Origin of the sequence: Paraprevotella xylaniphila YIT 11841, assembly GCF_000205165.1 — a bacterium.
In the GTDB taxonomy this organism is placed as follows: Bacteria; Bacteroidota; Bacteroidia; order Bacteroidales; family Bacteroidaceae; genus Paraprevotella; species Paraprevotella xylaniphila.
This window is the reverse complement of sequence record NZ_GL883828.1, coordinates 12,250-35,697: the sequence shown is the minus strand read 5'-3', so window position 1 is coordinate 35,697 and position 23,448 is coordinate 12,250. Positions and strand designations below refer to the sequence as shown.

At 46.5% G+C, this 23,448-nt stretch carries 14 protein-coding genes; 12 read left to right on the top strand and 2 right to left on the bottom strand.

Features of this window, described 5'->3' with window-relative positions; genetic code table 11:
- Positions 1-122: 122 nt before the first annotated feature.
- Positions 123-1,556 carry a family 43 glycosylhydrolase gene (locus HMPREF9442_RS04680; RefSeq protein WP_008625877.1) on the bottom strand — a complete coding sequence of 478 codons (1,434 nt, stop codon included), beginning with the start codon at positions 1,554-1,556 and terminating at the stop codon, positions 123-125.
- A gap of 14 nt (positions 1,557-1,570) precedes the next feature.
- On the bottom strand, positions 1,571-3,013 hold the full coding sequence (locus HMPREF9442_RS04675; RefSeq protein ID WP_008625876.1) for a carbohydrate binding domain-containing protein: 1,443 nt from the start codon (positions 3,011-3,013) through the stop codon (positions 1,571-1,573).
- Between the two features lie 212 nt (positions 3,014-3,225).
- Here HMPREF9442_RS04675 and HMPREF9442_RS16390 point away from each other — a divergent pair, with 212 nt between their 5' ends.
- The 12 genes from HMPREF9442_RS16390 to HMPREF9442_RS04625 all read left to right on the top strand — a co-directional run bounded on the left by HMPREF9442_RS16390 (position 3,226) and on the right by HMPREF9442_RS04625 (position 23,440).
- A complete protein-coding gene (locus HMPREF9442_RS16390; protein WP_008625875.1) occupies positions 3,226-3,582 on the top strand; it encodes a hypothetical protein in 357 nt (118 codons plus the stop codon).
- A 7-nt stretch (positions 3,583-3,589) separates the two neighbouring features.
- Positions 3,590-4,828, top strand: a complete 1,239-nt coding sequence (locus HMPREF9442_RS16670) for a ligand-binding sensor domain-containing protein (RefSeq protein ID WP_253271024.1) — start codon at positions 3,590-3,592, stop codon at positions 4,826-4,828.
- A gap of 44 nt (positions 4,829-4,872) precedes the next feature.
- Complete coding sequence (locus HMPREF9442_RS04670; RefSeq protein WP_253271023.1) at positions 4,873-7,608, top strand: hybrid sensor histidine kinase/response regulator transcription factor; 2,736 nt, start codon at positions 4,873-4,875, stop codon at positions 7,606-7,608.
- 297 nt (positions 7,609-7,905) lie between these two features.
- Entirely contained in the window at positions 7,906-10,878 is a 2,973-nt protein-coding gene (locus HMPREF9442_RS04665; protein WP_253271022.1) for a SusC/RagA family TonB-linked outer membrane protein, read from the top strand.
- A gap of 38 nt (positions 10,879-10,916) precedes the next feature.
- Positions 10,917-12,464, top strand: coding sequence for a RagB/SusD family nutrient uptake outer membrane protein (locus tag HMPREF9442_RS04660; RefSeq protein WP_253271021.1), 1,548 nt, complete (start codon positions 10,917-10,919; stop codon positions 12,462-12,464).
- Between the two features lie 12 nt (positions 12,465-12,476).
- Complete coding sequence (locus tag HMPREF9442_RS04655; protein ID WP_008625862.1) at positions 12,477-13,271, top strand: hypothetical protein; 795 nt, start codon at positions 12,477-12,479, stop codon at positions 13,269-13,271.
- A complete protein-coding gene (locus tag HMPREF9442_RS04650) occupies positions 13,252-14,304 on the top strand; it encodes a DUF5007 domain-containing protein (RefSeq protein ID WP_253271020.1) in 1,053 nt (350 codons plus the stop codon). Before HMPREF9442_RS04655 ends, HMPREF9442_RS04650 begins: the two co-directional genes overlap by 20 nt.
- A 20-nt stretch (positions 14,305-14,324) precedes the next feature.
- Positions 14,325-17,534, top strand: a complete 3,210-nt coding sequence (locus HMPREF9442_RS04645; RefSeq protein ID WP_008625859.1) for a SusC/RagA family TonB-linked outer membrane protein — start codon at positions 14,325-14,327, stop codon at positions 17,532-17,534.
- 36 nt (positions 17,535-17,570) lie between these two features.
- Entirely contained in the window at positions 17,571-19,088 is a 1,518-nt protein-coding gene (locus HMPREF9442_RS04640) for a RagB/SusD family nutrient uptake outer membrane protein (RefSeq protein WP_253271019.1), read from the top strand.
- Positions 19,089-19,113: 25 nt separating this feature from the next.
- Complete coding sequence (locus tag HMPREF9442_RS04635; protein ID WP_040602632.1) at positions 19,114-19,896, top strand: fasciclin domain-containing protein; 783 nt, start codon at positions 19,114-19,116, stop codon at positions 19,894-19,896.
- A complete protein-coding gene (locus HMPREF9442_RS04630) occupies positions 19,893-21,614 on the top strand; it encodes a DUF5124 domain-containing protein (RefSeq protein ID WP_008625854.1) in 1,722 nt (573 codons plus the stop codon). The genes HMPREF9442_RS04635 and HMPREF9442_RS04630 overlap by 4 nt, the downstream gene beginning before the upstream one ends.
- Positions 21,615-21,631: 17 nt before the next feature.
- The gene (locus tag HMPREF9442_RS04625; protein WP_008625853.1) at positions 21,632-23,440 is read left to right on the top strand and encodes a hypothetical protein; all 1,809 of its coding nucleotides are present in this window, start codon (positions 21,632-21,634) and stop codon (positions 23,438-23,440) included.
- Positions 23,441-23,448: the final 8 nt, after the last annotated feature.

The window sequence follows — 23,448 nt, the reverse complement described above, 5'->3', positions numbered from 1 at the left end:
AAGATTGATAATTGATGTTTATAAAATGATTGCAGTTTTTTTTAAAGATAGTAAGTGCGAGGCCATCACGGATACGCACTTACATAACATTAACCTAATTTCAAGTGTTTTTATTGAATAGTTTAAGATGTAGGGTATGCGTATTTGTCCGAATCGAAGTACACTCCGAAGTAGTGCGGTTCTCCTCCGGTGGCGAGATATAAAGGAGTCCCGTCGAAGGTGTTGTTGCCTGAGACGGAAATGAATTTCTGGTCTTGCAGGCTTTGTATGCGATAGAATCCGCCTGTTTGCCGGATAAATTTCCATTTTTGGTTATCGCTGTCTGCTTCTTCGTTGCTCAGGCGTAAGGAACCGAAAGTGTTTGTCAGGAACTTGCCGCTTTTCGTGTCTTTTAACTTGTACACATCAGGAGAGCCTGTTGTCTGGAAGATGAAGTTCAGGTTGATTTCATCATTGTCGTCAGCAATGGTGAAACCATTGGCCGGTTTGGACACTAACCTGTCGGCCTGCTGTTCCAACAAGGCATAGATGTTTCCGGAGACGATTTCCGCAGCCCGTTTGTAGCGGTACATTTTGTCGAAGACGCTTAAATCCCATTGGTCGTACCAACGGACGACAGGAAGTCCCGAACGCATGCTGACAGGCAACCAAACGTGAGTGGAGTGTTCCACGTCGTTGGGGTTCCAACGGTCAGCCATATAGATGAAAGCGTCTTTCCGGCCTTCCACTTTCAACACGTAGCAAGGTTGTGAGCGGTAGCTGACTTGTTTCAGTGGGTCGGTGGCAAAGTTGCCGTGGAGTTTCCATTCTCCCATGATGTCCTTGGCCATGGCTCTCCTTCCGGGGTTGGGATTCCATCCCGTGCAACCGGAGAACAGGCCGTAATATACGTCCTTCCATTTGAAGATGGCTGCAGCTTCACACTTTTCGCCTTTCAGTACTTGAAGGTTTGTCCCCTCCGGTTCCAAATAATCATCGCGCAGGAGGGCAATGTTTGTATTGGAGTTCATAGCCGTAGAGCATATATGGTAGGCTTTTCCATCGTTGTCCACGAACAACGTTTGGTCGCGCGATTCGTTTCCGTTCGGACGGAAGGTCTTATAGAAAGTATAAGGGCCGGTGACACTGTCACTCACGGCCACGCATACCCGTGCGGCTCCGTAGTCGCTGCTCGATTTTTCCCAATGGCTCCACATCACCCATTTTTTGGTCTTCGGGTTGTATATGACCTTCGGGCGTTCAAAAAGGCGGCCTTGCGAGATGTCGTTCAAGTCTTCACGGGGCGTTCCGTCGGCTTTCAGGGCCAGTCCGACGCGCTTCCAGTTATACAGGTCTGTGGAGGCGTAGCAACTGACGCCGTTCGATTCGAATTTCGTGCGGTCCTCGCCAAACCAATAGTATGTGCCATTGTGGAACACCACGCAGCCTCCGTGGGCATTGATGGGAGCGTCCTCGGCATCGTTCCATACTTCGCCCGGGTGGAATTGGGTAAGTTGTGCCGTACAGTGGACATGCCATGCCCATAAGCATACGATGGTCAAAAACAGTTTCTTCATGCTTCGTTTGCAGGTTAGTTGATATTCACCGTGATTTCAGGAGATGCCGGTGCGTAGGCTCCTGTGGTGTCGAATGTGAAGTATTCCACTTGAGCGTCCTGATTGGTGAAACCGATTTTGGGGGTATATTGGCGCGATACGCCGGTCAGTTTCACGTTGTCTACTTCCAACGGGCTGCGGTGCTCTCCCCATTTTCCACTTTCCGTTTGGAATACCACACGGATTTGCTTACAATCGGACGAGGTGGTATAATCCAAGGAATATGTTTCCCATGAATCGCTGGCAATGTCCACTTTGACTCTCTTTTCACGGTTCTGCATCTCCTCGATAAACATGCTGCCGGCCAAGGTCCCTTCTTTTTCCCGGATGCCTCCTTTGACCAGTGCCGTAAGTGTATAGGTTTCATTAGGAGCCACGTCTACGATTTGGTTGATGTTGCCGTTGCCCCAACCGTTGGCCCACATGTAGGGCTTGATTTGTGCCACATGATTGTCGACACCTATGGCTTGGTCTATTTCTTCAGGAACGATGAACTGTTGGCTGCACCAATAGTCGTGTATGTCAATGTACCATCCCTCTATGCCCTTAGCCACGTCTTCCGCATTTTTAACCCCGAACACTTCAAATTCACCTTCGAATCCGGGATTCTTTAGCAGGTTTTCCTTGATGTCCCCGTTACCGCTTGCGAATTCGGGCTGCAAACCGTAATCGTGCAGGCGCACCGTGTCCACGGCAATGCCGTCGCGGTAGAAGAATGCGCGGTTGTCCGGCATCACGGCGATGCGGTAAATGTGTGCTTTGCCGTCGTTGTTATAGAACTTTCCACGTCCGCCGGTCACGTTGGTGGAAGGGTTCTTGAACCCGTCGGCTTTGGACGTGGAGTGGCACAATCCGAAGGCCGTAGACGTGACATAGCTTTTGAAACCCTGTCCGTCGGCATTGATGGCAAAGGGATTGAACTCGTTCCCATCGGCAGGAATGGCCACTTTGAATTCTATGGTATATCCGTTTTTAGAGGGTGAAAACTCTTTTTCAAAAGAATCCTGCCCCCCTCCTTTGTAGACGGGTGTGGCAGACAAGTCTTTGACCGGAAGGTCTTTCCCTTCTCCTTTTACATCCACGTAGTAACGCGTGTCACCGCTCCGCAGGATAACCTTGCCGTCAGTTTGCCGTTTGGAGCTTACCAGTTTCACGGTAACAGAGCCTTTACCGTTGGGGGAAATTTCGTGGGGAGAAACTTCAAAACCGTGCGTAGCCGAAACTTGGATGGGCTCATCCGTCCGCAAGTTCTTGGAATCTACGGAAAACGATGCGGTCTCTCCATATCCGTGGATGGTGATGCCCGTCGGAGTTGCCGTCCGGTTCTTTTTCGATTTTGCATTGAGCGTAAGCGGATGACCGTTCATTATGGCCATCCCTATTACGGCTGCTATGACTTTTACATACTTCCTTTTCATTGTCTTCTCTATTTATTTAATGATACATGAACAGTCTGATAAATCGTTATCCTGAAAACGTCTTTTATACCTTGCAAAACCATACCTGTTCTTTCGCTCTTGTTTTATACCGCTGCAAAATTCATGAAAAATAAGAAAACCCAAGGCCGATTTTTGTTCAAAGTAGGCCAAAATTCAATCTAATTCCGGTTCGGGAGAATTATCGTTCAAGAATGGCAAAAATCATTCAGGCCGTCAGGACAGCGGAAAGACCTGTTTCCCCGTTTATGTGGGGATTTTTGTGGGACGGGAGCTGTGCTTTTTGGGTGTTCCCAGAAGACGGGAAAACATGCTCTTCACATTTGAAAATCGTTTGGCGCAGATTGAAAAATCGTTCGGCTGAGATTGAAAAATCGTTTGGCGCAGAAAATTTAAGGGGAAAAATGAACGCAGAAATATGGCATGTAGACATATATTTTATTATTTTTGCAACCGAAAAAGCGATTGGGCACCATGAAAAAAAGAAGTATAGTTTTTTCCCTTTTATTTTCATTGTCTGCGGCTTGGGCTTGCGCCGGCCTTTTGGATAAGATTTCAGTGAAACCGTTTCCGTTGTTGGGGCAGTTGCCCTCCAATAAGGTCTATTGCTTGCATCAGGACCGGGAAGGCGTGCTTTGGTTGGGCACTACCGACGGACTGTGCCGTTACGACGGTTACGGGCTTCATGTCTTTCGTTCTTCTCCCATGTACCCGGCATTGTTGCCCCACAACGATATTAAGGATATTGCCGAGACGAAGGACGGAAAACTCCTTATTGGTACGCAAAAAGGGATGTGTGCGTGGGACAAGAAGGCCAATCACTTCATTTCTTTCACAGACTCTTTGTTGACAGACTATGAAATCCGTTCCATCGTGACCGATGACGAGGGGTATATTTGGGTGGGTTCTTATAAGAAACTGGTCCGGGTCAGTCCGGATTTAAAGGAAGTGGAGTCGTTCGATTCCAGCCTTCCGGTCACGAGCGTGAACATGGTCTACAAGGACCATGCCGGTACGATATGGGTAGGCTTTTGGGAAAAAGGCCTGTACCGTTACAATAGGACGATTAACCGCTTTGAGCGTATGCCCCGTTTGGGCAAGACGGACAATCCTTTCCGGCTTTGTCAGGACGAGTCCGGGACGTATTGGCTTTCCACTTGGGGTGAAGGCTTGTTCCGGATGGACTTGGATGCCGGGGCAAATGTCTGTTATGTGGGAGATGTGTTGTCCGGGGCAGAGGATAAGGACATGCAAAACCTGAAATATGCCTTTTGCCTGTATCAGGACAAGCATTGGGGATGTCTGTGGATGCTGGGGTATTACGGGCTGACGGTGGCCCAGGCAGAGAACGGCCGGTTGACCGTCATTCCTTCGGAAAAGTTGGCAACCCAGACCAATAACCTGTTCAACCGTATTTATGGAGACCGTGACGGCAATATTTGGCTGTCTGCATCGGGGAACGGGGCTTACCAATTGGTATTCAGCGATGCGCAAATCACTAACTTGTCCTTACCCCCGTTGCAGGGTATTACCGGAGGGATAAGCCCTATCGTCCGGGGTGTTTTTAAGGATAATACAGGACTTTTCTGGATCAATTACGACCGGTTGGGGCTTGGGTGGTATAATCCGGCAGATAACTCTTTGTCTTTTTATCGTGACATGGTTCCACCGGAATTCCAGAACGATTTGGGAGATGTGTCGGCATTCTTTTCTCCTTCCTCACGAGAGGACGAGGTATGGGTCGGCGCGAAATTCTTTCATAAGATTTATGTATTTTTAACGCGGGGGGGGGGGTAAAATCCTTTACGCTTAAAAAGGTCATAGACTTAAAGGCGGCAGGCGTGGGTGTACCTTTGGCGATGAAGGAGGATACCCACGGCAATGTGTGGATTGTGACCGAATATGGTCTTGCTGTGTGCAACGGTGAAGGGGATATCCAGACGACATTGCGTGTAGACGTTCATGATATTTCGTCAATGGCGATAGACGGTTGGGGGAACCTTTGGTTGGGAACCCGTGGGCATGGGCTTTACCGTGTGGTTCCCGCATACCGGGACGGAAAGGTTGTGGAATGTGCCGTCCGGCATTTCGCGGCACGGGACGGTGGGTTGTTGTCCAATAATGTGGAGGCACTTTGTGCAGATGTGAAGCACCGGAAAGTATGGATTGGCACGATGGAGGGTAACGTGCAGGCTTGGGATGCGCAAACGAATGCCTTCAAGGACTATTCTTCTTTGTTTTATACCTATATCAATGAAACGGTCAACGACATCATGGCAGGCCAGGATGGGCATATATGGATTTCCACCGCCAAGAATGTGTTGGAGTTCAATCCGGACAACGAAGTGGTGAAATCGTATGCCGGGCTTTATAATATGGGAGTGCATTCTTTTGAACGGAATGCCTGTTCCTACCGTGACGGTATGTTTTATTACGGGCGTGACGGCGGCATAACCTGTTTCAAGGGAACTTCCAGGTTAGACGGGACGGCCTCTTCCGTGGATGTGGCGCTTACGGATGTGAAGGTGTCCGGAAAATCAATCTTGGACGGCGACTTCCCGGGAAATTGCCGGATGGATGCCTTGTCGCATCAACTCATATTAGGGGCAGATGCCCATGATATTGAAATTGATTTTTCAACGTTGAATTATTCTTCTCCCCGGCAAATATTGTATGCTTACCGGATTAAGGGCGTGAATAATGACTGGGTGTATACAGGAAACGACCTGCCCCGTGCCTACTATAATAAATTGCCCAAGGGGGAAAATGTCCTCGAACTACGGGCTACCGACAGCGAAGGTCGATGGAGTCCGAACACGGTATCCTATACTATTATACGTCAGCCTGCGTGGTATGAGACGTGGTGGGCCTACACCTTATATATATTGGCTGTGGCTGCGGCCTTGTTGGGATGTTACCGATGGGCCGTTTATCGTGTCAGGCTGCGCAATGAATTGAAAATCGTACAGATAGAAAAGGAGAAGAGTGAGGAACTGACACAAGCCAAGTTGCGTTACTTCACGAACATATCCCACGATTTCCTTACGCCTATCACCATCATATCCTGCCTGATAGATGATATGGCCATGACGTACAAGAACAAGATTCCCCAACTGGACAAGATGAGGAATAGTTTGCGGCAACTGAAACATCTCATCCAACAGGTGTTGGATTTCCGCAAGATTGAGAACGGCAAAATGAAGTTGCAGGTGTCCGAAGGGAATCTTTCTGCCTTTGTGGAAGAACTGTGCCGGATGAATTTCTCCGTGCTGATGGACAAGAAGCACTTGTATTTTGCCGTGCGGGTAGAGCAAGGTGTTGAATCGGCATATTTCGATCGGGACATATTGGAAAAAGTCTTGTATAATCTGTTGTTCAATGCCTATAAATATACTCACGAGGGCGGTGAGGTTTCAGTTTCTCTTTCCGTTATGGAGCATGATGGTGTATGTTCCGCGCTGATTCGGGTCAAGGACACGGGAGTGGGTATTCCCGTGGAGAAACAGCCTTTTGTATTCAACCGGTTCTATACCGCCGCTACCGATGCGGCCACCGAAGCCAACGGCATAGGCCTGTCTTTGGTGAAAGAACTGTTGGAAATCCACCACGCACAGATTTCCTTAAAAAGCAAGGTGGGAGAGGGAACGGAGTTTACAATCCTCTTACCCGTGGACAAGTCAGCCTATTTACCGGAAGAAATTGCTCCCCGCGAGGAAATAACTGCGGCAGAAGAACTTGAGCTGCCGCAGGAAGAGGGTGGAATTACGGGATATGCCGTACTGGAAGAAAAAGGCGGTCAAGGTGAGGTGAATGGAACCATGTTATTGGTGGATGACAATGCCGACCTTTTAGACGTGATGCACCGCGTCTTTATGTGTCGCCATAAGGTCTTGTTGGCACACGATGGGGTGGAAGCCCAGTCTGTCATCGAAGAACATGCCGTGGATGTGGTTATCAGTGATGTGATGATGCCGAATATGGATGGCCTTGAGCTTTGCCGTCGGCTGAAATCCGATATTAATACGAGCCATATACCGGTAATCTTGTTGACGGCAAAAAATGCCCCGGAAGACCGGGTGGAATGTTATAAGGCAGGGTGTGACGGTTACGTGGCCAAACCTTTTGAATTAAGGGTGCTTGAGGCACGGGTGGAAAACTTTCTGGAACATAAACGCAGTGCCCAAAGGGACTTCAGGCAGGAGGGGGAAGTGAAGACGGCCATGCTGAAGATGTCTGCCCTCGACCAGAAGTTTTTGGATAAGGTGATTTCGATTATAGAACATAATATGAAGAAAGGAATTGATGTGGATATAAATACCATTGCACGTGAAGTAGGACTGTCCAAATCTTCCTTTTACCGTAAAATAAAGCTTATTACGGATCTTTCTCCTGTGGAATTTGTGAAAAACATCCGCCTGAAACATGCTTACGAACTTTTGGAGGGCGGGGAAACCTCATTGGATGCCATCGCTTATTCCACCGGATTTTCCGGTGCGAAGTACTTGTCAACCTGTTTTAAGGAACAGTTCGGCATTACTCCCACGGAATTTCTGCGCAAGCGAGGTCTTGTGGATTGATGGCGAAGATGAAAATGGAAAAAGGATTCCACTCGGAATAAGGTTAAAATGGGTTTCATCCCTTTGTATAACCTCTTATCTTGCCTTTGATTCATAGAAAGATTCAACTGATTTTTAAATATCAGATTATGAAGGCATTATCGTTTGTTTTTGAATAAAAAACATCCATGAATGAATGATTATTGTCCTCCGGATTTGAAATTTGGTCTAAAATTGGATGAAGTTGGTTGAAAATAGTCCCGCTTTTTTTTAAGAAGCCTTTAAATTTGTGCCTTGTCAAATTAACTAAAATTATGTATGAAAAACAGGAGAAAGACAATACGTCTAATCATCTATCCGGTTTGTACGGCATGCTGCTTTTCCATGCTTTATGTAGGAAATGCGTATGGCATGAGAAACAAGTATCCCATGTCGTCAGCAGGCTCCGGGGAGCTTGTGTCGGTAGCCAAGAGAGGAAGTCTGAAAAAGGATTCTTTGCGGCAAGATAGTGCCGGTGGGCAGAAAGGATGGTTTTCCCGGTATGAGGCGCAAAAGCGGAACGCGGCGTTAGGTTCGCCTGATTCCGTGGCGATGATGGAGGTATACCGTTCGCCCTATATTTCCCTTCAGCAAAACCTGAAAGGAAAGGTGGCCGGACTGTATGTACAGGAGCCGAGTGGGGAACCCGGAACGCAGCAAGCCATGTTCTTGCGGGGAACATCCGTCCCTTTGTTTTCTAAAGTGGATGCCATGTCCACTCAGCCGGCCGTATATATAAATGGTGTACCGGTGATAGAGAACCGGGCCTATTCTTATAGTGTGAAGAATAACGACGTGAATCCATTGGGTACGGCGACCAACCTTTTGGCCGGATTGCATTTGGCCAATATCGAGTCGATAGAAGTCGTAAAAGATCCTTATGAGTTGGCAAAATTAGGGCCGTTGGCTGCCAACGGTGCCATTTGGATCGTGGCCCGTGACGGATATAAGGGAGGACCCAACGTGACAGTGGATGCCAGTCTGACGGCATCCATGGCTTCGAACGGGGATGTACGGATGACTAACGCGAACGACGAGCGGAATTTCCGTGCCGGATTTTACCCCGAAGGCACGGATTTGGACCGTTATCTTCCTGCTTATTTAAAAGACCGTACCGACCCCATGTTTTTCGGGGCGCCGGGTTGGGCTGAGGATTATTATAACACTCCCCAGTTGCAATATAACGTGAATGCTTCCGTCGGGGGAGGTAAAGGGATTGCCAATTATTTGTTTTCTGTGGGTACGGCAACCAATGAGGGGATGGCCGACAATACGGATTACTCGAAATACAATATCGATTTCTATCTGAACATGATGCCCGTAAAAGGACTGACGGTGAGCACAATCTTGCAAGCCGTTAAGGCATCGCGTTCGCGAAACAAAACCTTGCGTGACCGTTATGCAGAAATGGAGTATTTTCCGTCTTTGGCTACGCCCGTACCTCCGACGACGGAAGGGGCAGGCATCTATGACTCTTATTTGAGTGGTACGGATGACAAGAATGACAACATGGCGATAAACGGAAGCCTATCTCTGAATTATGTGTGGAAGGCTCTAAGGGCTGGCTTGTCCGTAAAATTCGACTATGAGACGGATGTCAGGAATGCGTTTTGGCCTTCTACGATGATGGAGTCCATGAGTTATGTGTCGAATTACTCCGGATACAACCGTCGTTTTATAGGAGACTTCTATTTGGGTTATGATTGGGATATGGAAAACGGCCATCGCCTTTCTTTCGACGTGAACGGCTCCATGGACCAGGACCGTTATCATTATAATTACTCCAAAGGTTATGACGGGGATGACGATAACAAGCATAGTACCAAGGGAGGAGGTTTTGAACTGTTTAATTTCTTGGATCAGGAGGAAGTGCATTTCATGAATTCATCTTTGAACATCGCTTACCGATGGAAGGATTATCTTTCTGCCGGTGTGGTATTACGTTATGACGGTGCGACGACCGTGCAATCCAATCATCGTTGGCTCTTTACTCCGGCAGCTCAGGTTCAATGGAGTATCAAGCATTCTTTATTAGAAAATGTTTCCTGGTTGTCCCGATTGGATTTATATGGTTCATGGGCACGTGTCGGGCGTTATCTTCCTTCCGACCGTTATGGGATGGGGCCGCAATATACATCAGAGAACATCGGTTGGAGCGGTTCTTGGATTCCCAGTTCTTATAACCAATATGCCACGGCTACCCGTCCTTATACGTTCGGATGGGTCGGTTTTGGCGTGAAATGGCCTTATGCGGACAAGGCAGAGGTCGGGATGCGTTCCAGTTGGTTGAAAGACCGTCTGACGTTGGATTTTGCTTTTTATTCCAATCGCGACAAGGACTTGTTGGTAAAGGTGCCGGTGGCTCATGAGTTTGGTTATACAGGGCAATATAAACAAGGTATGGAGATTACGAACCGAGGTGTGGAACTGTCTCTTACCGGAAAGTTGATTGAACAGCCTGGTGACGGGTGGCAATGGTCGGTCGGTGCCAATTTTGCTTTCAACCACAATGAATTGTCAGCCCTTCCCGGTGGGCTTCAGCAAACGGAGGTCGACGGACGGTTGTTGAGGGTAGGAGAAGCCGTAGACCGTTTTTATGTCCTGCAGAATGACGGGATTTACCAATCCGATGCAGAAGTCCCGGTGAAAGACGGGAAAAAGATGACGGTAAATGGAGTGGAAATGAAAGCCGGTGACCCGAAATGGGTAGACAGGAATGGTGATAATAAGATAACGGATGAGGACAAAGTCCTGAAAGGCCATTCTTTGCCGAAATACACCGGAGGGTTCTCGACTCAACTGAAGTTTAAACGTTTTGATTTGGGGGCTTCGTTCTTTTTTGCGGCGGGACAGTCGGCCATGAATTACAGGGCCTATCAACAGTATGATTTCACAACCCTTGACAAAGGAGATAATCTGGCAGGTGTGAAGGAAATCTTCTTCTGGCAAAGCGGTAATGTCCCGATGGATTATCCTCGTTACAATGCATTGAGTGAGGTGCATCCTTACCGGGCAGATCAGGATTTGTATTTGGAAAAGGTTTCTTACTTGAAGTTGCGGTCGATTACCTTGGGGTATTCTGTTCCTACGCCAGAACATGATGTATATGTGTATGTGTCAGGAAACAATCTGTTTACCGTCTCGAAATTCAGTGGCGACGATCCTGAGTTAGTGGATTTCGATGGATATTATAGAGGTTACGGTATGGGCATACCGCGTTCTGTGACGTTGGGTGTCCGTTGTAGTTTTTAACCATTCAAGGAAAACAAATGAAAAAAATAGTTTTATACATGAGAGAACTCTTATGGGGAATATGTGCGTTGGTGGTTGTTTCCGGAATGTCCGCATGTTCGGATTTCCTTGAGAACGAGTCGCATCACACGTTGCCCGATGAGCATAATTGGAATACGTTGGAGGATGCCCGTGCCGGATTAATGGGTATGTATGGTTTGATGCGTGCGGCATTAGCTGATAATAACACCCATTGGGCTTGCGGAGAGTTGCGCAGCGGTGATTTTACGGCATACGGAAGAGCTGATTTGGATGCCATCATTCATAATGATTTGAACCGTAATATTCCCATGATAGATGAAATTTCGGATTGGCGGAGGTTTTATGCCGTGGTCAATGCGGCTTCCGTATTTATAGAAAATGTAGGAAACGTGTTAGGACAGGACAAAGCCTATTCCGAACAGACTTTGAAGTGGGATGTGGCGCAAGCACATGCCTTGCGCGGACTGGCCTATTTTTATATGGTACGGATTTGGGGGGATGTCCCTTTGGTCACTTATTCTTACGACAATGGCTCTTTTCCGAAAATCGGCCGTTCTTCTTCTGCCAAGGTCTTGCAATATGCCAAGAATGAGCTGTTGGCAGCAGCTGCCGAACTTCCGTTCGAGTTCGGTTCGAGCAATAATAAGTATTATTGGCAAGACCCTACCTTTTGGAGAGGCAAATTGCTCAATAAACTTTCGGTCTATGCCATTCTGGCTCATTTGTCGGCTTGGGAAGGGAACTATGCCGATACAGAGGCTTATGCCACTTACGTATTGGAAAACTATGAGGCGATAGGCATGACTGGGTCGTTACAGAATATTTTGGAAGTGGATAATATTGTGGATACGAAAGGTCTTTTCAACGCTTCGTATACTACTTATGCACCTTACCGTTTAGTGGCTTTTAATTTTATGGATAATAAAGATGTGACACAGAGCGGGCATTTGGAACAATGGACCTTGTGCGAACCTTACATCCGGAAGGTACATCCTGACTTATATGTAACGAAGGACTCTCTTTTCCGTATATATGACGATTGGAAAGACTTACGTTTTGGCATAGATACGGTTGCCGGATCGAAATACCGTTCGGCTTATATTGATATGACTTATGCAAAGCCCGTTTTCAGGAAGATCAATGTGGTGCAGAATGGAGCCGGTAAGGATGGCGATTTTGCGGTATTCGGTTCTTCCATCCTTTTGTCCCGTATGGAGGATATGCTGTTGTTGCGCGCGGAGGCTTTGGCGGTTTTGAACCGGGTGGATGATGCTGTGGAACAACTGAACCTGTTACGGGTAAAGCGTGGGCTTTCTCAAGTGTCGTTCAAGAAAAATTTCGGGGAGGACGTGAACAAGCTGATAGACAATATCTTTGCAGAACGTCGTCGGGAACTGATAGGTGAAGGGTACCGTTGGTATGATTTGATTCGTCGGCAGCGTATTCTTCAGGATGACCCGGATTTTTTAGCAAGGATGGAGAATGGAGGCATTTACTGGCCGGTATCCGAAGAGGTTATCCGGCAGAATAATTTGATTCGGCAAAATGAATATTGGAATAATTAAATTTATGGTACCATGAGACTGTTTGTTTTTAATGTATTGGTATTTGGAGCTTTGATGCTCGGATGGGTTTCTTGTCAGGAGTATGAGTCTGGCACTTATCCCTTGGAAGAATCCACGGTGCGTTATGAGGGAACGTTGTATGATTATCTTGCGGATAAGGCGGCTCATCCTGATGTAACGTATGATTCTTTGCTTTTTCTGGCAGGGCGCCTTCCTGGATTGAAAGATTCATTGCAGAAACGTAAAGAGGTAACTTTATTTGCTGTAACGGACCAATCGTTCAGATTGGCATTCGACGGTCTGAACCGGTATCGTGAAGCTTATGGGAAAGGCAAGCATTTGGGGTTGGAAGATTTGTTGATAGAACCTTTTACCGTGGTGGATACGATTGTGCACCAAGTGTCCACTGAAGATAACGATACTATTTATATTACGCGGCATTATGATTATCGCCACCAATTGGATTCCATGTTGTACTGTTACCTGTTTGATGGACGGTATTCCATGGAGGATGTGTTGAACGTAGGTGCAACGGAAGTGCCCTGTATGTCGTATGGCCATTTGATGCGTATGGAAGTAGGCCGGGGAGCGGCTTCCGGTGCGGAAGAGGTCGGGACACGTTATATGCGTCTGATAGAAACGTTGGATTCCAAAGTTACATCGACTTGGGTGAAGGCCGAAGTGGAATCGTTTGATATCATGGCAAATAATGGCTGTGTTCATGTGTTGTCGGACGGCCATGAGTTTGGTTTTAATGGAATGGAACAATTATTTTATAATTATGGGAATGAAAAGACAAAGAAATAATATATGCGCTTGGTGGGCAGTGGCTATGGGAGGCTGCGTGTTGCAGTCTTGTGTGGATAACTTCTTGCCGGAGAGTCTGGACTCTTTTGACAAGGATGCTGCCTTTACGCAAACGATGTACCGTCCCGTATTAGGGCGTGACAATGTGGCATCCGACAATTTCAGTGCAGGGAATTCCACTCAGCCTCTTACATTTACGATTTCCAGGGTGGTACGCCACGATGGTAGCGAGGCTCGGGAATTGACGGATGAGTTCCCTGTGAGGGTGTGGAAATCCCCTTATTTGGGAACCGAAACTTCATTGGAGGAGATTGAGGCGAAAAGAGGATATGAGAATCGTAGCCTGTTGCAGGTGCGTAAGCATTCTGGAGAAGTCATATTATGGGCCAATGCACGTTCGTCGTTCGTCAAATGCGATCCGGATTCCGGTTACATATTTGACATCCGTGCGGTAAATTCCGGTGGTTGGAAAGAATATACGGGTTTCCGTTTAATACCCAAACGTGAACGGGATTATGAACCGACGAACATAGATGAACTGACGGGAGTCATCACGGAGGACTTTGTACATCCTCTTTCTGTACAAGGAATGTATAAGGAGGGTACAAGTGGTTTCTTCGGTGTGATGAATGAAGAAGACATCAAGGTCTATTTTCGCGAAAATCTGGAGAATACGTCTAAGGACAATACGTTGACTTTTCGTTTCATGACAAAGGATTACGAACCGATTTCTCCCCGGAAATTCTCTAAGACAGATTGGACGAATTTGCTTCATGGCTTCGATATGGAAATGACGGACGATTATGTACGTTACAAGGTGGCGTATCCGATTCCTTTGAATGAATTGCCAACTCGTTATACGAATAAAGAAGGTGACAAGGCCCATGTGGTTTTTGCTTATGACCGATTGATGAGAGGAACTTATCGTGTAAGGGCATCCATGGCCTTTGATTTTGCCATTTATAAAGAAGGACATTGGGATATCATCTTTGTGTTTTCTGGGGGTAATCCTGAGTTCAGGGATAATTATTAATCTTATAATGAAGTTGAAAAATGAAGAAACTAAATATCATGGCTTTGATTTGCCTGTTTTCCTTATTCGTGAACCGGGTTTACGGGCAGGTCGTGGAGGTTTCCGGACATGTATACGAGAGGTTGGCCGAGAGTAGTGAACCTATTCCCGGCGTGACGGTCATGGTCCGTGGTGAAAAGGGCGAGAAGGGAAATGGTGCATTAACCAAAATGGACGGAAGCTTCAGGTTGAAGGCAGACCGTAATGCTACTCTCATATTTTCTTATATGGGTTTCCGGACGGTGGAAATGAAAGTGGCGAAAGCCAAAAAGGACATGGACGTATTTATGGAAGAGAGCGTGAATGCGATGGACGAGACGGTGGTGGTGGCTTACCAGTCACAGAGTCGGGCTGACGTGGGAGCTTCCGTAACGGTCGTGAATACAAAAGATTTGCCACCGGCTCCGGTTTCCAATGTCATGGAGTTGCTGCAAGGGCGGGTAGCCGGTTTGAACGTACAGCAGAACAATGGCGCGCCAGGTTCAATCGGAACTTATACTATCCGGGGTATATCTGATATTTCAATTCAGGGTGTAGGTGAAGGAGATGACCAACAATATATTTTGGGTTCTTCCGCTCCCCTATTTGTTATTGATGGAATTCCGCAAGAAGATGTAGGTGATTTTGATGCTAATGGATTATTGTCAGGTTCTGGGGTCAGCCCGTTGTCAAGTCTGCCTTTCGAGGATATAGAGGACATAACAGTATTGAAGGACGCGGCAGCCACGGCACAGTATGGCTCACGTGGTGCATACGGTGTGATTTTGATTCGCACCAAACGTGGAAATTCAGCCAAACCCCAGATTGATTTTTCAATGGATATGAAAGTGAATATTCCTCCGCGTCTTCGGGATGTGTTGGTGGGACGGGCAGAACGAATGTCCCGTATCGACCAAATTCTACAAAACGACACGTCGCGTTGGAATGGTTATTATGATGTGAACGGGAATCAGGCTTTGACAGACAGTTTGAATCCTTATTACAATAACAATACGGACTGGCAGGGGAATTATTATCGTCGCACGGTAAACCAGACCTACAACTTGTCGGTAAAAGGTGGAAGTACGAAATTCAATTATAAGATAAACGGAAACTATTATTCGGAAGAAGGTATCATTACCAATACGGACTTCAACCGTTACGGAATCCGTACCAATATGGGATATGCGCCGACAGAGAAGTTCAATTTGTATGTCGGGGTCAATGCCACGTTGGGTATTACGGGATCTGGAAGTGGAAACGCGCTGCAGCAGACCGGTGTGGCCAGTGGAGCTTCTGCTTCTTCCTTGCTGCCTCCTCCGTCCATATATAGTGCTTCGAATGCAGCTTTGGGAGCCTTGATGGTGGAACAAAATACGACAAGTGTTTCGTACGATGCCAATATAAACATGAATTATCAGTTGCCGTGGAATATCCGGTGGAATGTTACGGCCGGGTATATTTATAACAATACGGAAAATGAGAAGTTCACCCCCGGTATGTTGAACAGCAATCAAGCACAACTTTACGGATTGAGCAAATATAGCGACAGGCTTTATGGGCGTACCAGTTTGTCTTATTCTGGTTCGACGGGGATTCTTAAATACGGCCTCACCGTGACGGGAGAAATCAGTTCCAATAGAAGTAACGGGAATGAAATCAGACAGACCGGACTGGTCAATGATTATTTATGGGGGCCGCTTGGTTATGCTTCTTCATGGGCAGAGGCTGTGACTTCGGAGGAAGATAATACCGTGTCTTTCAATATTGCTCCGACTATAGGATTTAAAAATCCCACAGGAGGAAAAGATAAGTATGTGATTACGCCGACCATACGTCCTGAAGCCAATTCAGCTTACGGCCGGGGCGTGAAATGGGTCGTCAATCCCGGTGTGAGCGTGCGTTGGAACTTCGATGAGGAGAAATTCTTTAAAAAACTGAATTGGAATTGGGTGGATTATTCTGCCATCCGGGCATCATGGGGTAGGGTAGTCAAATATAAGGCTACGAAATATGACGTGTGGGGAAACTACTTGTTAGGAAGCGATACTTATAATGGTAATACCGTGATTCCCATTGATTTCAAGAATATGCCGAATAATAATATAGACCCGATTACAACAACGCAATGGAATGTGGGTTTGGATTTCGGATTATGGAACAATCGTTTGTCTTTTCAGGGAGATTGGTATTATAAGCAAGTGGACAATCAGTTGAGTTCGATTGAACTGGCCGACCATAACGGTTTTGATATGGTGCCTACTACTGAGGTGAGTTTGGTCAATTATGGTATGGAGTTGGCTTTGGTGGTTCGTCCTTTCCGTCCTAAAAGCAACTGGAGCATGGACATCATGACGAACTTTACGATTAATCGGGACGTGATGACAAAGTTGCCGGACGAAGCCCGTATGATTATCAATTCTAACGCGGAGGTTGTGAATAAGTTGGGTTCGAATGCCATGTCTAATTTCTTATACGTATATAAAGGTGTGTATGCCACAGACGAAGATGTGCCGGTCGATCCTGCCACGGGACTTCGTTTGAGAGTCGGAGGTGAAGGTGTTTCGGCCGACAATCCGAATGCGTATTTCAAGGCTGGTGATCCTATTTGGGCTGATTTGAACGGGGATTATGTGATAGATGAGAAAGATAAAGCGATTGTCGGCAATTCCCAACCGCGTGTTATCGGAGGTCTTTCTGTGAATCTGCGTTACAAGAATCTGGCTCTGTTTACCAGTTGCTCGTTCACGCTTCGTCGTGACATTGTAAATCAGGTATTGGCTAATAATTTCGCATCTTTGAATGACCCGAATATAGAAGGTCGGGATGGGATGTATAAGAATGCGGCACTGACTCCTATCAGTGCGTATGATTTTTGGACTCCGACCAATACGCATGCGGATTATCCCAATCCATACGATTACCAGCACAGTAGCGTGATAAAGCCGTTCCGTGCCGACCAGACATTGTTTTTGGAAGATGGTTCGTATTTTAAGATTAATGCCATAACCTTATCTTACACGTTGCCTAAGAAGTGGACGGACTTTATCCGCATCCGCCATGCCAGCATCCGGATGAGTTTGAACAACCTTTACACTTTTACGAAATATTCAGGAATCAATCCGGAGAATGTAAGTTCTATCGGTTGGGACCAGTCGGGAGGTTATCCCAATGCCCGGACTTTCTCCATGGGTTTGACTATCGGTTTATGATAATGAATAAAAATGAATATGAGACGATTATTTAAAATGAAATATATAATAGCAGTGGCTTCCCTGTCTTCTTGTTTGTTGGGGAGCTGTGGACTGATGGATACGACGAGTGAGGAACACCTGTCAGGAGATGAAATGTGGGATGAAGCATCCGTGCAATCCGTAGAAGGGTTTGTGAACAGCATCTATACGGAGTTCCGTGCCGCTACGATGCAAAAATCCTGTTATATCCTTTACTCTGGGGACTTGCGTTGTGCTCCGTTAGAGACGGATGGGAATTTAGATTATGTTAAGGATTTGGTGTCTAATGATTTGAATGGGCTTAGGGAGCATTATCCGAATGATGATAATGAGCGGGCTGAGGCTATCATGCAATGGAAGAACTTTTATAAAGTCATCCAGTCTGCCAATATCCTTTTGAAAGAGATTGACCGTACGGGTGTCTCGGAAAACGAAAAGAAGGCGTATAAGGCTGAGGCTGTTTTCATGCGTGGTTTGGCCTATTTCTTCTTAGTGCGTAATTTCGGAGATGTGCCTTATTATACGGATGCCTATCATCAGGAGCCTTTGCCGCGGACCAATATGGTAACGGTGCTGAAGAACATTGCTGCGGATTTGAACCAAATTTTAGTGGACGATCCGGATGTAACCTGTTTGCCCTGGACACAATACTCCTCGGATAAAAAAGCCATACGGGCTTCAAGAGGGGCTGTTTTGGCCCTATTGATGCATGTGAACATGTGGTTGGCTGGTTTTGATGAGTCGCAGAAGAACGCTTATTACGAGGCTGTGGTGGATTATGGAGAGCAGTTGGTGGAAAAAAGCGGTAATGCTTACACGTTGTTGCCCTTAAGCCAGACGGCTACGTTGTTCCGCGGGGGAAGCAATGAAGGTATTTTCGAGATAGTGCAAAATCTGAGTTACATTAACGGGAATGAGGTTTTTAACCAAAATGCCATTTATTCCAACGAAGTCATGTATTCTGTATTTGATCTCCGTAGTCAACCATACGTTCAGTACACTTATGATTTCCTGACCCGGATTTATCCTCCTTCTGAACCGGACGAGCGTGTGACGTATTGGTTTAATGAGAATATTTACTCTACCATGGACACAGACCCTAAAGAAGTGAAGAAATTTGAACATGTGGACTTGTATGATGGAAAGAGCGTGACCTCCAATTCGGGTAATCAGATTGTATTCCGTTTGGCAGATGCCATCTTGTTGTATGCAGAAGCTTTGGCGGAATTAGGTACGGATGATGGAAAAGCCTGCGGTTTGCTCAACCGTATTCGTGCACGTGCCGGTGCTTCTACTTTGTCGCTGTCCGGAAGCGAATTAAAAGATGCCATTTATTGGGAACGTGTACGTGAATTAATGGGTGAGGGGCATTATTTCTATGATTTGGTGCGGACTGGAAAGGTTTATAACAATCAATATTGTTATCATCCCATGACCAAGAGTGAATTCCGTGAAGGGGCTTGGACGTGGCCTATCAGTAGGAAAGCACAAGAGAATAACACGTTGATTACGTTGAATAATTATTGGGAATAAAATGTTGTACTTTAAACTATTATTTATGAGATATTCACTTAGAAATTTTCTGATTTGGTTTGGGGCTGTCGTGCTCTCTTTTTCTGCCATAGGTTGCCAGAATGACGATTATTTGGAAGATGGGGGCAAACACAATCCGTATTATAACGGTACGGTATTGGATTATTTGGAACAGCATCCCGACAAGCATTATTTTTCGGACTTGGTCGAAATGATCCATTATGCCGGAATGGATTCCGTGTTCCAAAATGGTGAAATAACCTTTTTTGCCCCGACAGACTGGTCTATCAGTTTTTCGGTCGATTATCTGAGTAGAAAGTTGTATTTCACGATGAGAGAAGACAGCGTGAAAGATTTGCGGCAGATTAGACCGGAAGTATGGAAAGAGTTCCTGTCCATGTATGTCATTCCCGGGAAATACTGCTTGAAAGATATCCCCCAGTTGGATACAGCAGCCGTTTCAGCTTATCCGGGTGGAGCTTATTACTCGTTGGCAGGCAAGCCTATGAACATGGGAGTCGTGTACTATGATGCCTCTGGAGTGAAATATGCCGGTCCACGCCAGATACTTTATTCTTATGTGAACGATTTTGCCAGTATGGATATGATTAATGCTTATGTGGCTTCGTGTGACATTCAGCCCTTTAACGGCGTGGTTCATGTCATAAGGTTTACGAACCATAATTTTGGTTTCGACCGCGATGTCTTTGCGCAGAAAGCGATTGGGGCAGGTATTTTGCCTTTGGAGGAAGTCAAGCGCAGGGAAAAGGAATGTCTTATTCGGAAGAAAGAGGAGGATAGGTTATGAAATTGGTTATGAAATATGGCGTGGGCTTATATGGGGTTTTATCCTTGCTGACCGGTTTTTCCGGTTGTGAAGAACTGGATCATTCCATTTCGGAAGATCCTTATGGAGGTGGAAAAGTGCAGTTCGACCTCAGGTTGCTGAGTGAAGATCCGGTTCCGGCCAAGGGATATCCTGGAGATACGGTAGTGTTTAAGGCCGATGGGTTATTGAACTATTGTGTGCCGGAAAAGGGAGAATATGCTTTTAAATTCTATTTGGGGGAACAGGAAACCAAAATATTGGCAGCCACCGATACGACGTTGACGGTTAGGGTTCCCGATGAGTGCGTGTCGAGCAATACTTATCTGGTGATGGAAAACCAAGTGTTTTACGGCCCTTATTTTCCCATAGAAGGCAATATCTCGGTAGATAAGTCGTGGGATTTGTCTGCGAAAGTGGTGGATGGGATAGTGTATGGTTCGGTGAGCCAATATGGCAAGCCTCAAAACAACTATCTGGTAGGAGGATTCCAGCATTTGGCCCAATATGAACATTGGTGCATCGGGCATGTGAATTCCAAAGGTGTAGTGACCCGTTGGAGTTCTTCCGATTTTGGTACGGACTATGGCGTGAAACCTTCCTCCTTTGAAGGGGATACCCCTCCGTATATTAATTCCATATCTGCTTTTGAAGACGGGCGTATGTTGGTATCCGGTATGTTCTCTGCTTTTGAAGTGTATAATCCTAAAAATGGTGGATTGTATGATTTGAAAGATAGGGTATATGTTAACAATATCATGGTGTTGCGTTCCAATGCCCATCCCGACACCACGCAGCAATATGTATTCGAGGATGCTGGAAAAGAGAGCAATGGCAAGCCTATCCGTTATTCGTTTAGCAAACTGAATGGTGGAAGTCTGCAACCCATTGTACGTTCGTTTGTGACTTCCGGTCAGAAGATAGTGGCGGTGGGTAATCTTACGCAGTACGTATGTAATGAATATGCGTCTTCTTATGTCGATAGCAAACAGCGTATTTCACCGGTCGCATCGGCATTCCGCATGGATGACTGTGGAGTGTTGGACTCCACTTATCGTTTGGTGGATAAGGTTGGGCACTATTCCGGCGCGGGGGGTGGAATCATAGCAGATGCGTGCATGGATAAGGACGATGGAGTGGTTTTGGTTGGTTCTTTTACTTCATTCGACGGTGTTCCCGTGCCGGGAATGGTCCGTTTGGATGCGGGTGGAAATGTGGACCATGCTTTCTTGGAGAATTTGGGTGCGGGACCGGATGGTAATGTTACCATGGTGCGTTATAACAAGGCTTTGGATAAAATGATGGTGGTTGGAGGTTTCAAACATGTCAACGGTCAGCCTCGTCAGCAAATGGCCATGTTGAACCCTGACGGGACATTGGATGAAACGTTTGTACCTCGTGAGATAGGGGGCGGTACGGTTAATTTTGCCCAGTTGATAGATAAGGAAAAGGTGATTGTGTCCGGAACGTTCTCTACTTATGGAGGTGTGCCGAGATTGGGATTCCTCATTCTGGAAATGGACGGTATGGCGCAACAGAAATTCAATGTGCCCGGGGCTTTTAACGGCCAACTTTATCATGTGGCCGAAACGGAAACGACTTTAGGCTCTTATGGACTGTTGTTGATGGGAAGTTTTGACCGTTTCAATGGCCAGAAAGCCAATAACGTCTTGATGTTGGAAGTGAACTTGGATCATTAATGTAAAAAAGAAGAAAAATGAGAAACATTTTGATAAGAACCATTTGGAAATTGGCTGTCTTTTGTGGCATGGGTGCTACGTTATGTGCCTGTAACGATGACTTGGTGGATGGTTTGCGGACGGATTATCCGAATGAGGATTTCGCTTACCATAAGAAACATGTGCTTTGGATTGTGGTGGACGGGGCGAGCGGTACGGCCGTAAGGGAGGCAAATAATGACAGAAAGGTGATGACGCTGAAAGGCATGATGGAAAAGGCGTTGTATACGTTTGACGGTTTGGCTGATACCCGTTCCGATACGTTGGTCGGAAGTCGTCTGGGATGGGATAATCTGCTGACAGGAATGTTGGAGCGCTCTTCCGATACGCCTTCGGTTTTGGAACGCCTTAAAGGACTTGACGGTGAAAGCCGTATTGCGGTATTGGCATCTGAACGTGAGTTTTCCGACTTATGCAAGGATGAGGCCGATATGATTTGTTGGGGTACGGATGAGCAAATCACGGAAGATGCTGAGGCAATATTGTCGGCTACGGGCGAGGTACCCTCATTGACCATTATAGAATACAATGGAGTGCAGCAGGCAGGATTGGAAGCCGGTTTCATTGTTCCTGAAGGCGAGCGTGCCGGGTGGCCTACGGATGAAGTCATAGTCGCTCTTTCCGAAACGGATCAACGTATAGGACGGGTCATGGCGGCTTTGCAAGCACGTCCGGATTATGCTGCCGAGGATTGGTTGGTGGTAGTAACGTCCAATTATGGAGGTGCCACGGACAATACGGGCGAAAGTGTGTATGAGATGAAAGACCGCAACACATTTACCTTGATGTATAATGAACGTTTCGGTGAAGAGCGCATTTTGGCTCCTTCTTCGGATGAGGGATTGGTATATAAGTATTTCACTCCGGCCTATTCCGGAACGGGGGCTACCGATTATGCCAAAGTCAATGACCCGTCTTTGTTCGATTTCAAATTGCCGGCAGAGGGGGAAGACACCACATCTTATACCGTCCAATTCATGGTCTGCTATCCCAATGGAGGAGAGAACTGGTTGGATTTTGTGTCTAAGGCCATCCAAACAGAACCCCGGGGAGGGGAAGGTTGGGAAACCGGAGCGGAATATTTCAGGCTTTTGTCCAGGTTCGATGGAAAACGGATTTGGACGATTCAAGACCAGGCTTCGGTGTTGAACGATAAAAAATGGCATGTATTGACGGTAGTTTTTGATTATAAGAAACAACAGTTCCGTCAATATACGGACGGGCATTTGGATCTTCATGGGAATGCAGAGTTTGAACCTTTGACCGTGGATGTTTCTACAGGAGACAAAGTTCCCCTTACCATTGGGCAGATATTCCGTTCAAATACTTCCACGACAGTACAGATTTATGTGACCAATGTGCAAGTCTACGATGTGGCATTGCCGGCTGATTTCATAGCTGAGAATTATAAACTGTCGGGATTGGATGAACTGGGAAAAGATTATCCTTATTGGGATAATTTGATTGGTTACTGGCCTTGCGACCGGGAAGAGGATTATGAAGGGGAGGTGTTGCCTGACTATTCCCAATATGGTTCCATTTATGGTGGACCGAATGCAGGGAAATCGGATATGACACTTTCTTCCAATGTTTTGTGGCAACAGGGCATGTCGGAAGAGACCAATGTCAAACCGCCTTATAGCAAGACCTATTTCCAAACGTCCATTAATCTGGTCGATATACCGTTCCAAACTTTCCAATGGTTGGGATTTACCGTGCCTGATGCATGGGGATGGACGGGGATAGGGCGTACGCTTCCCTATAAGGATTTAACAACGAATGATTAAAGCATAAG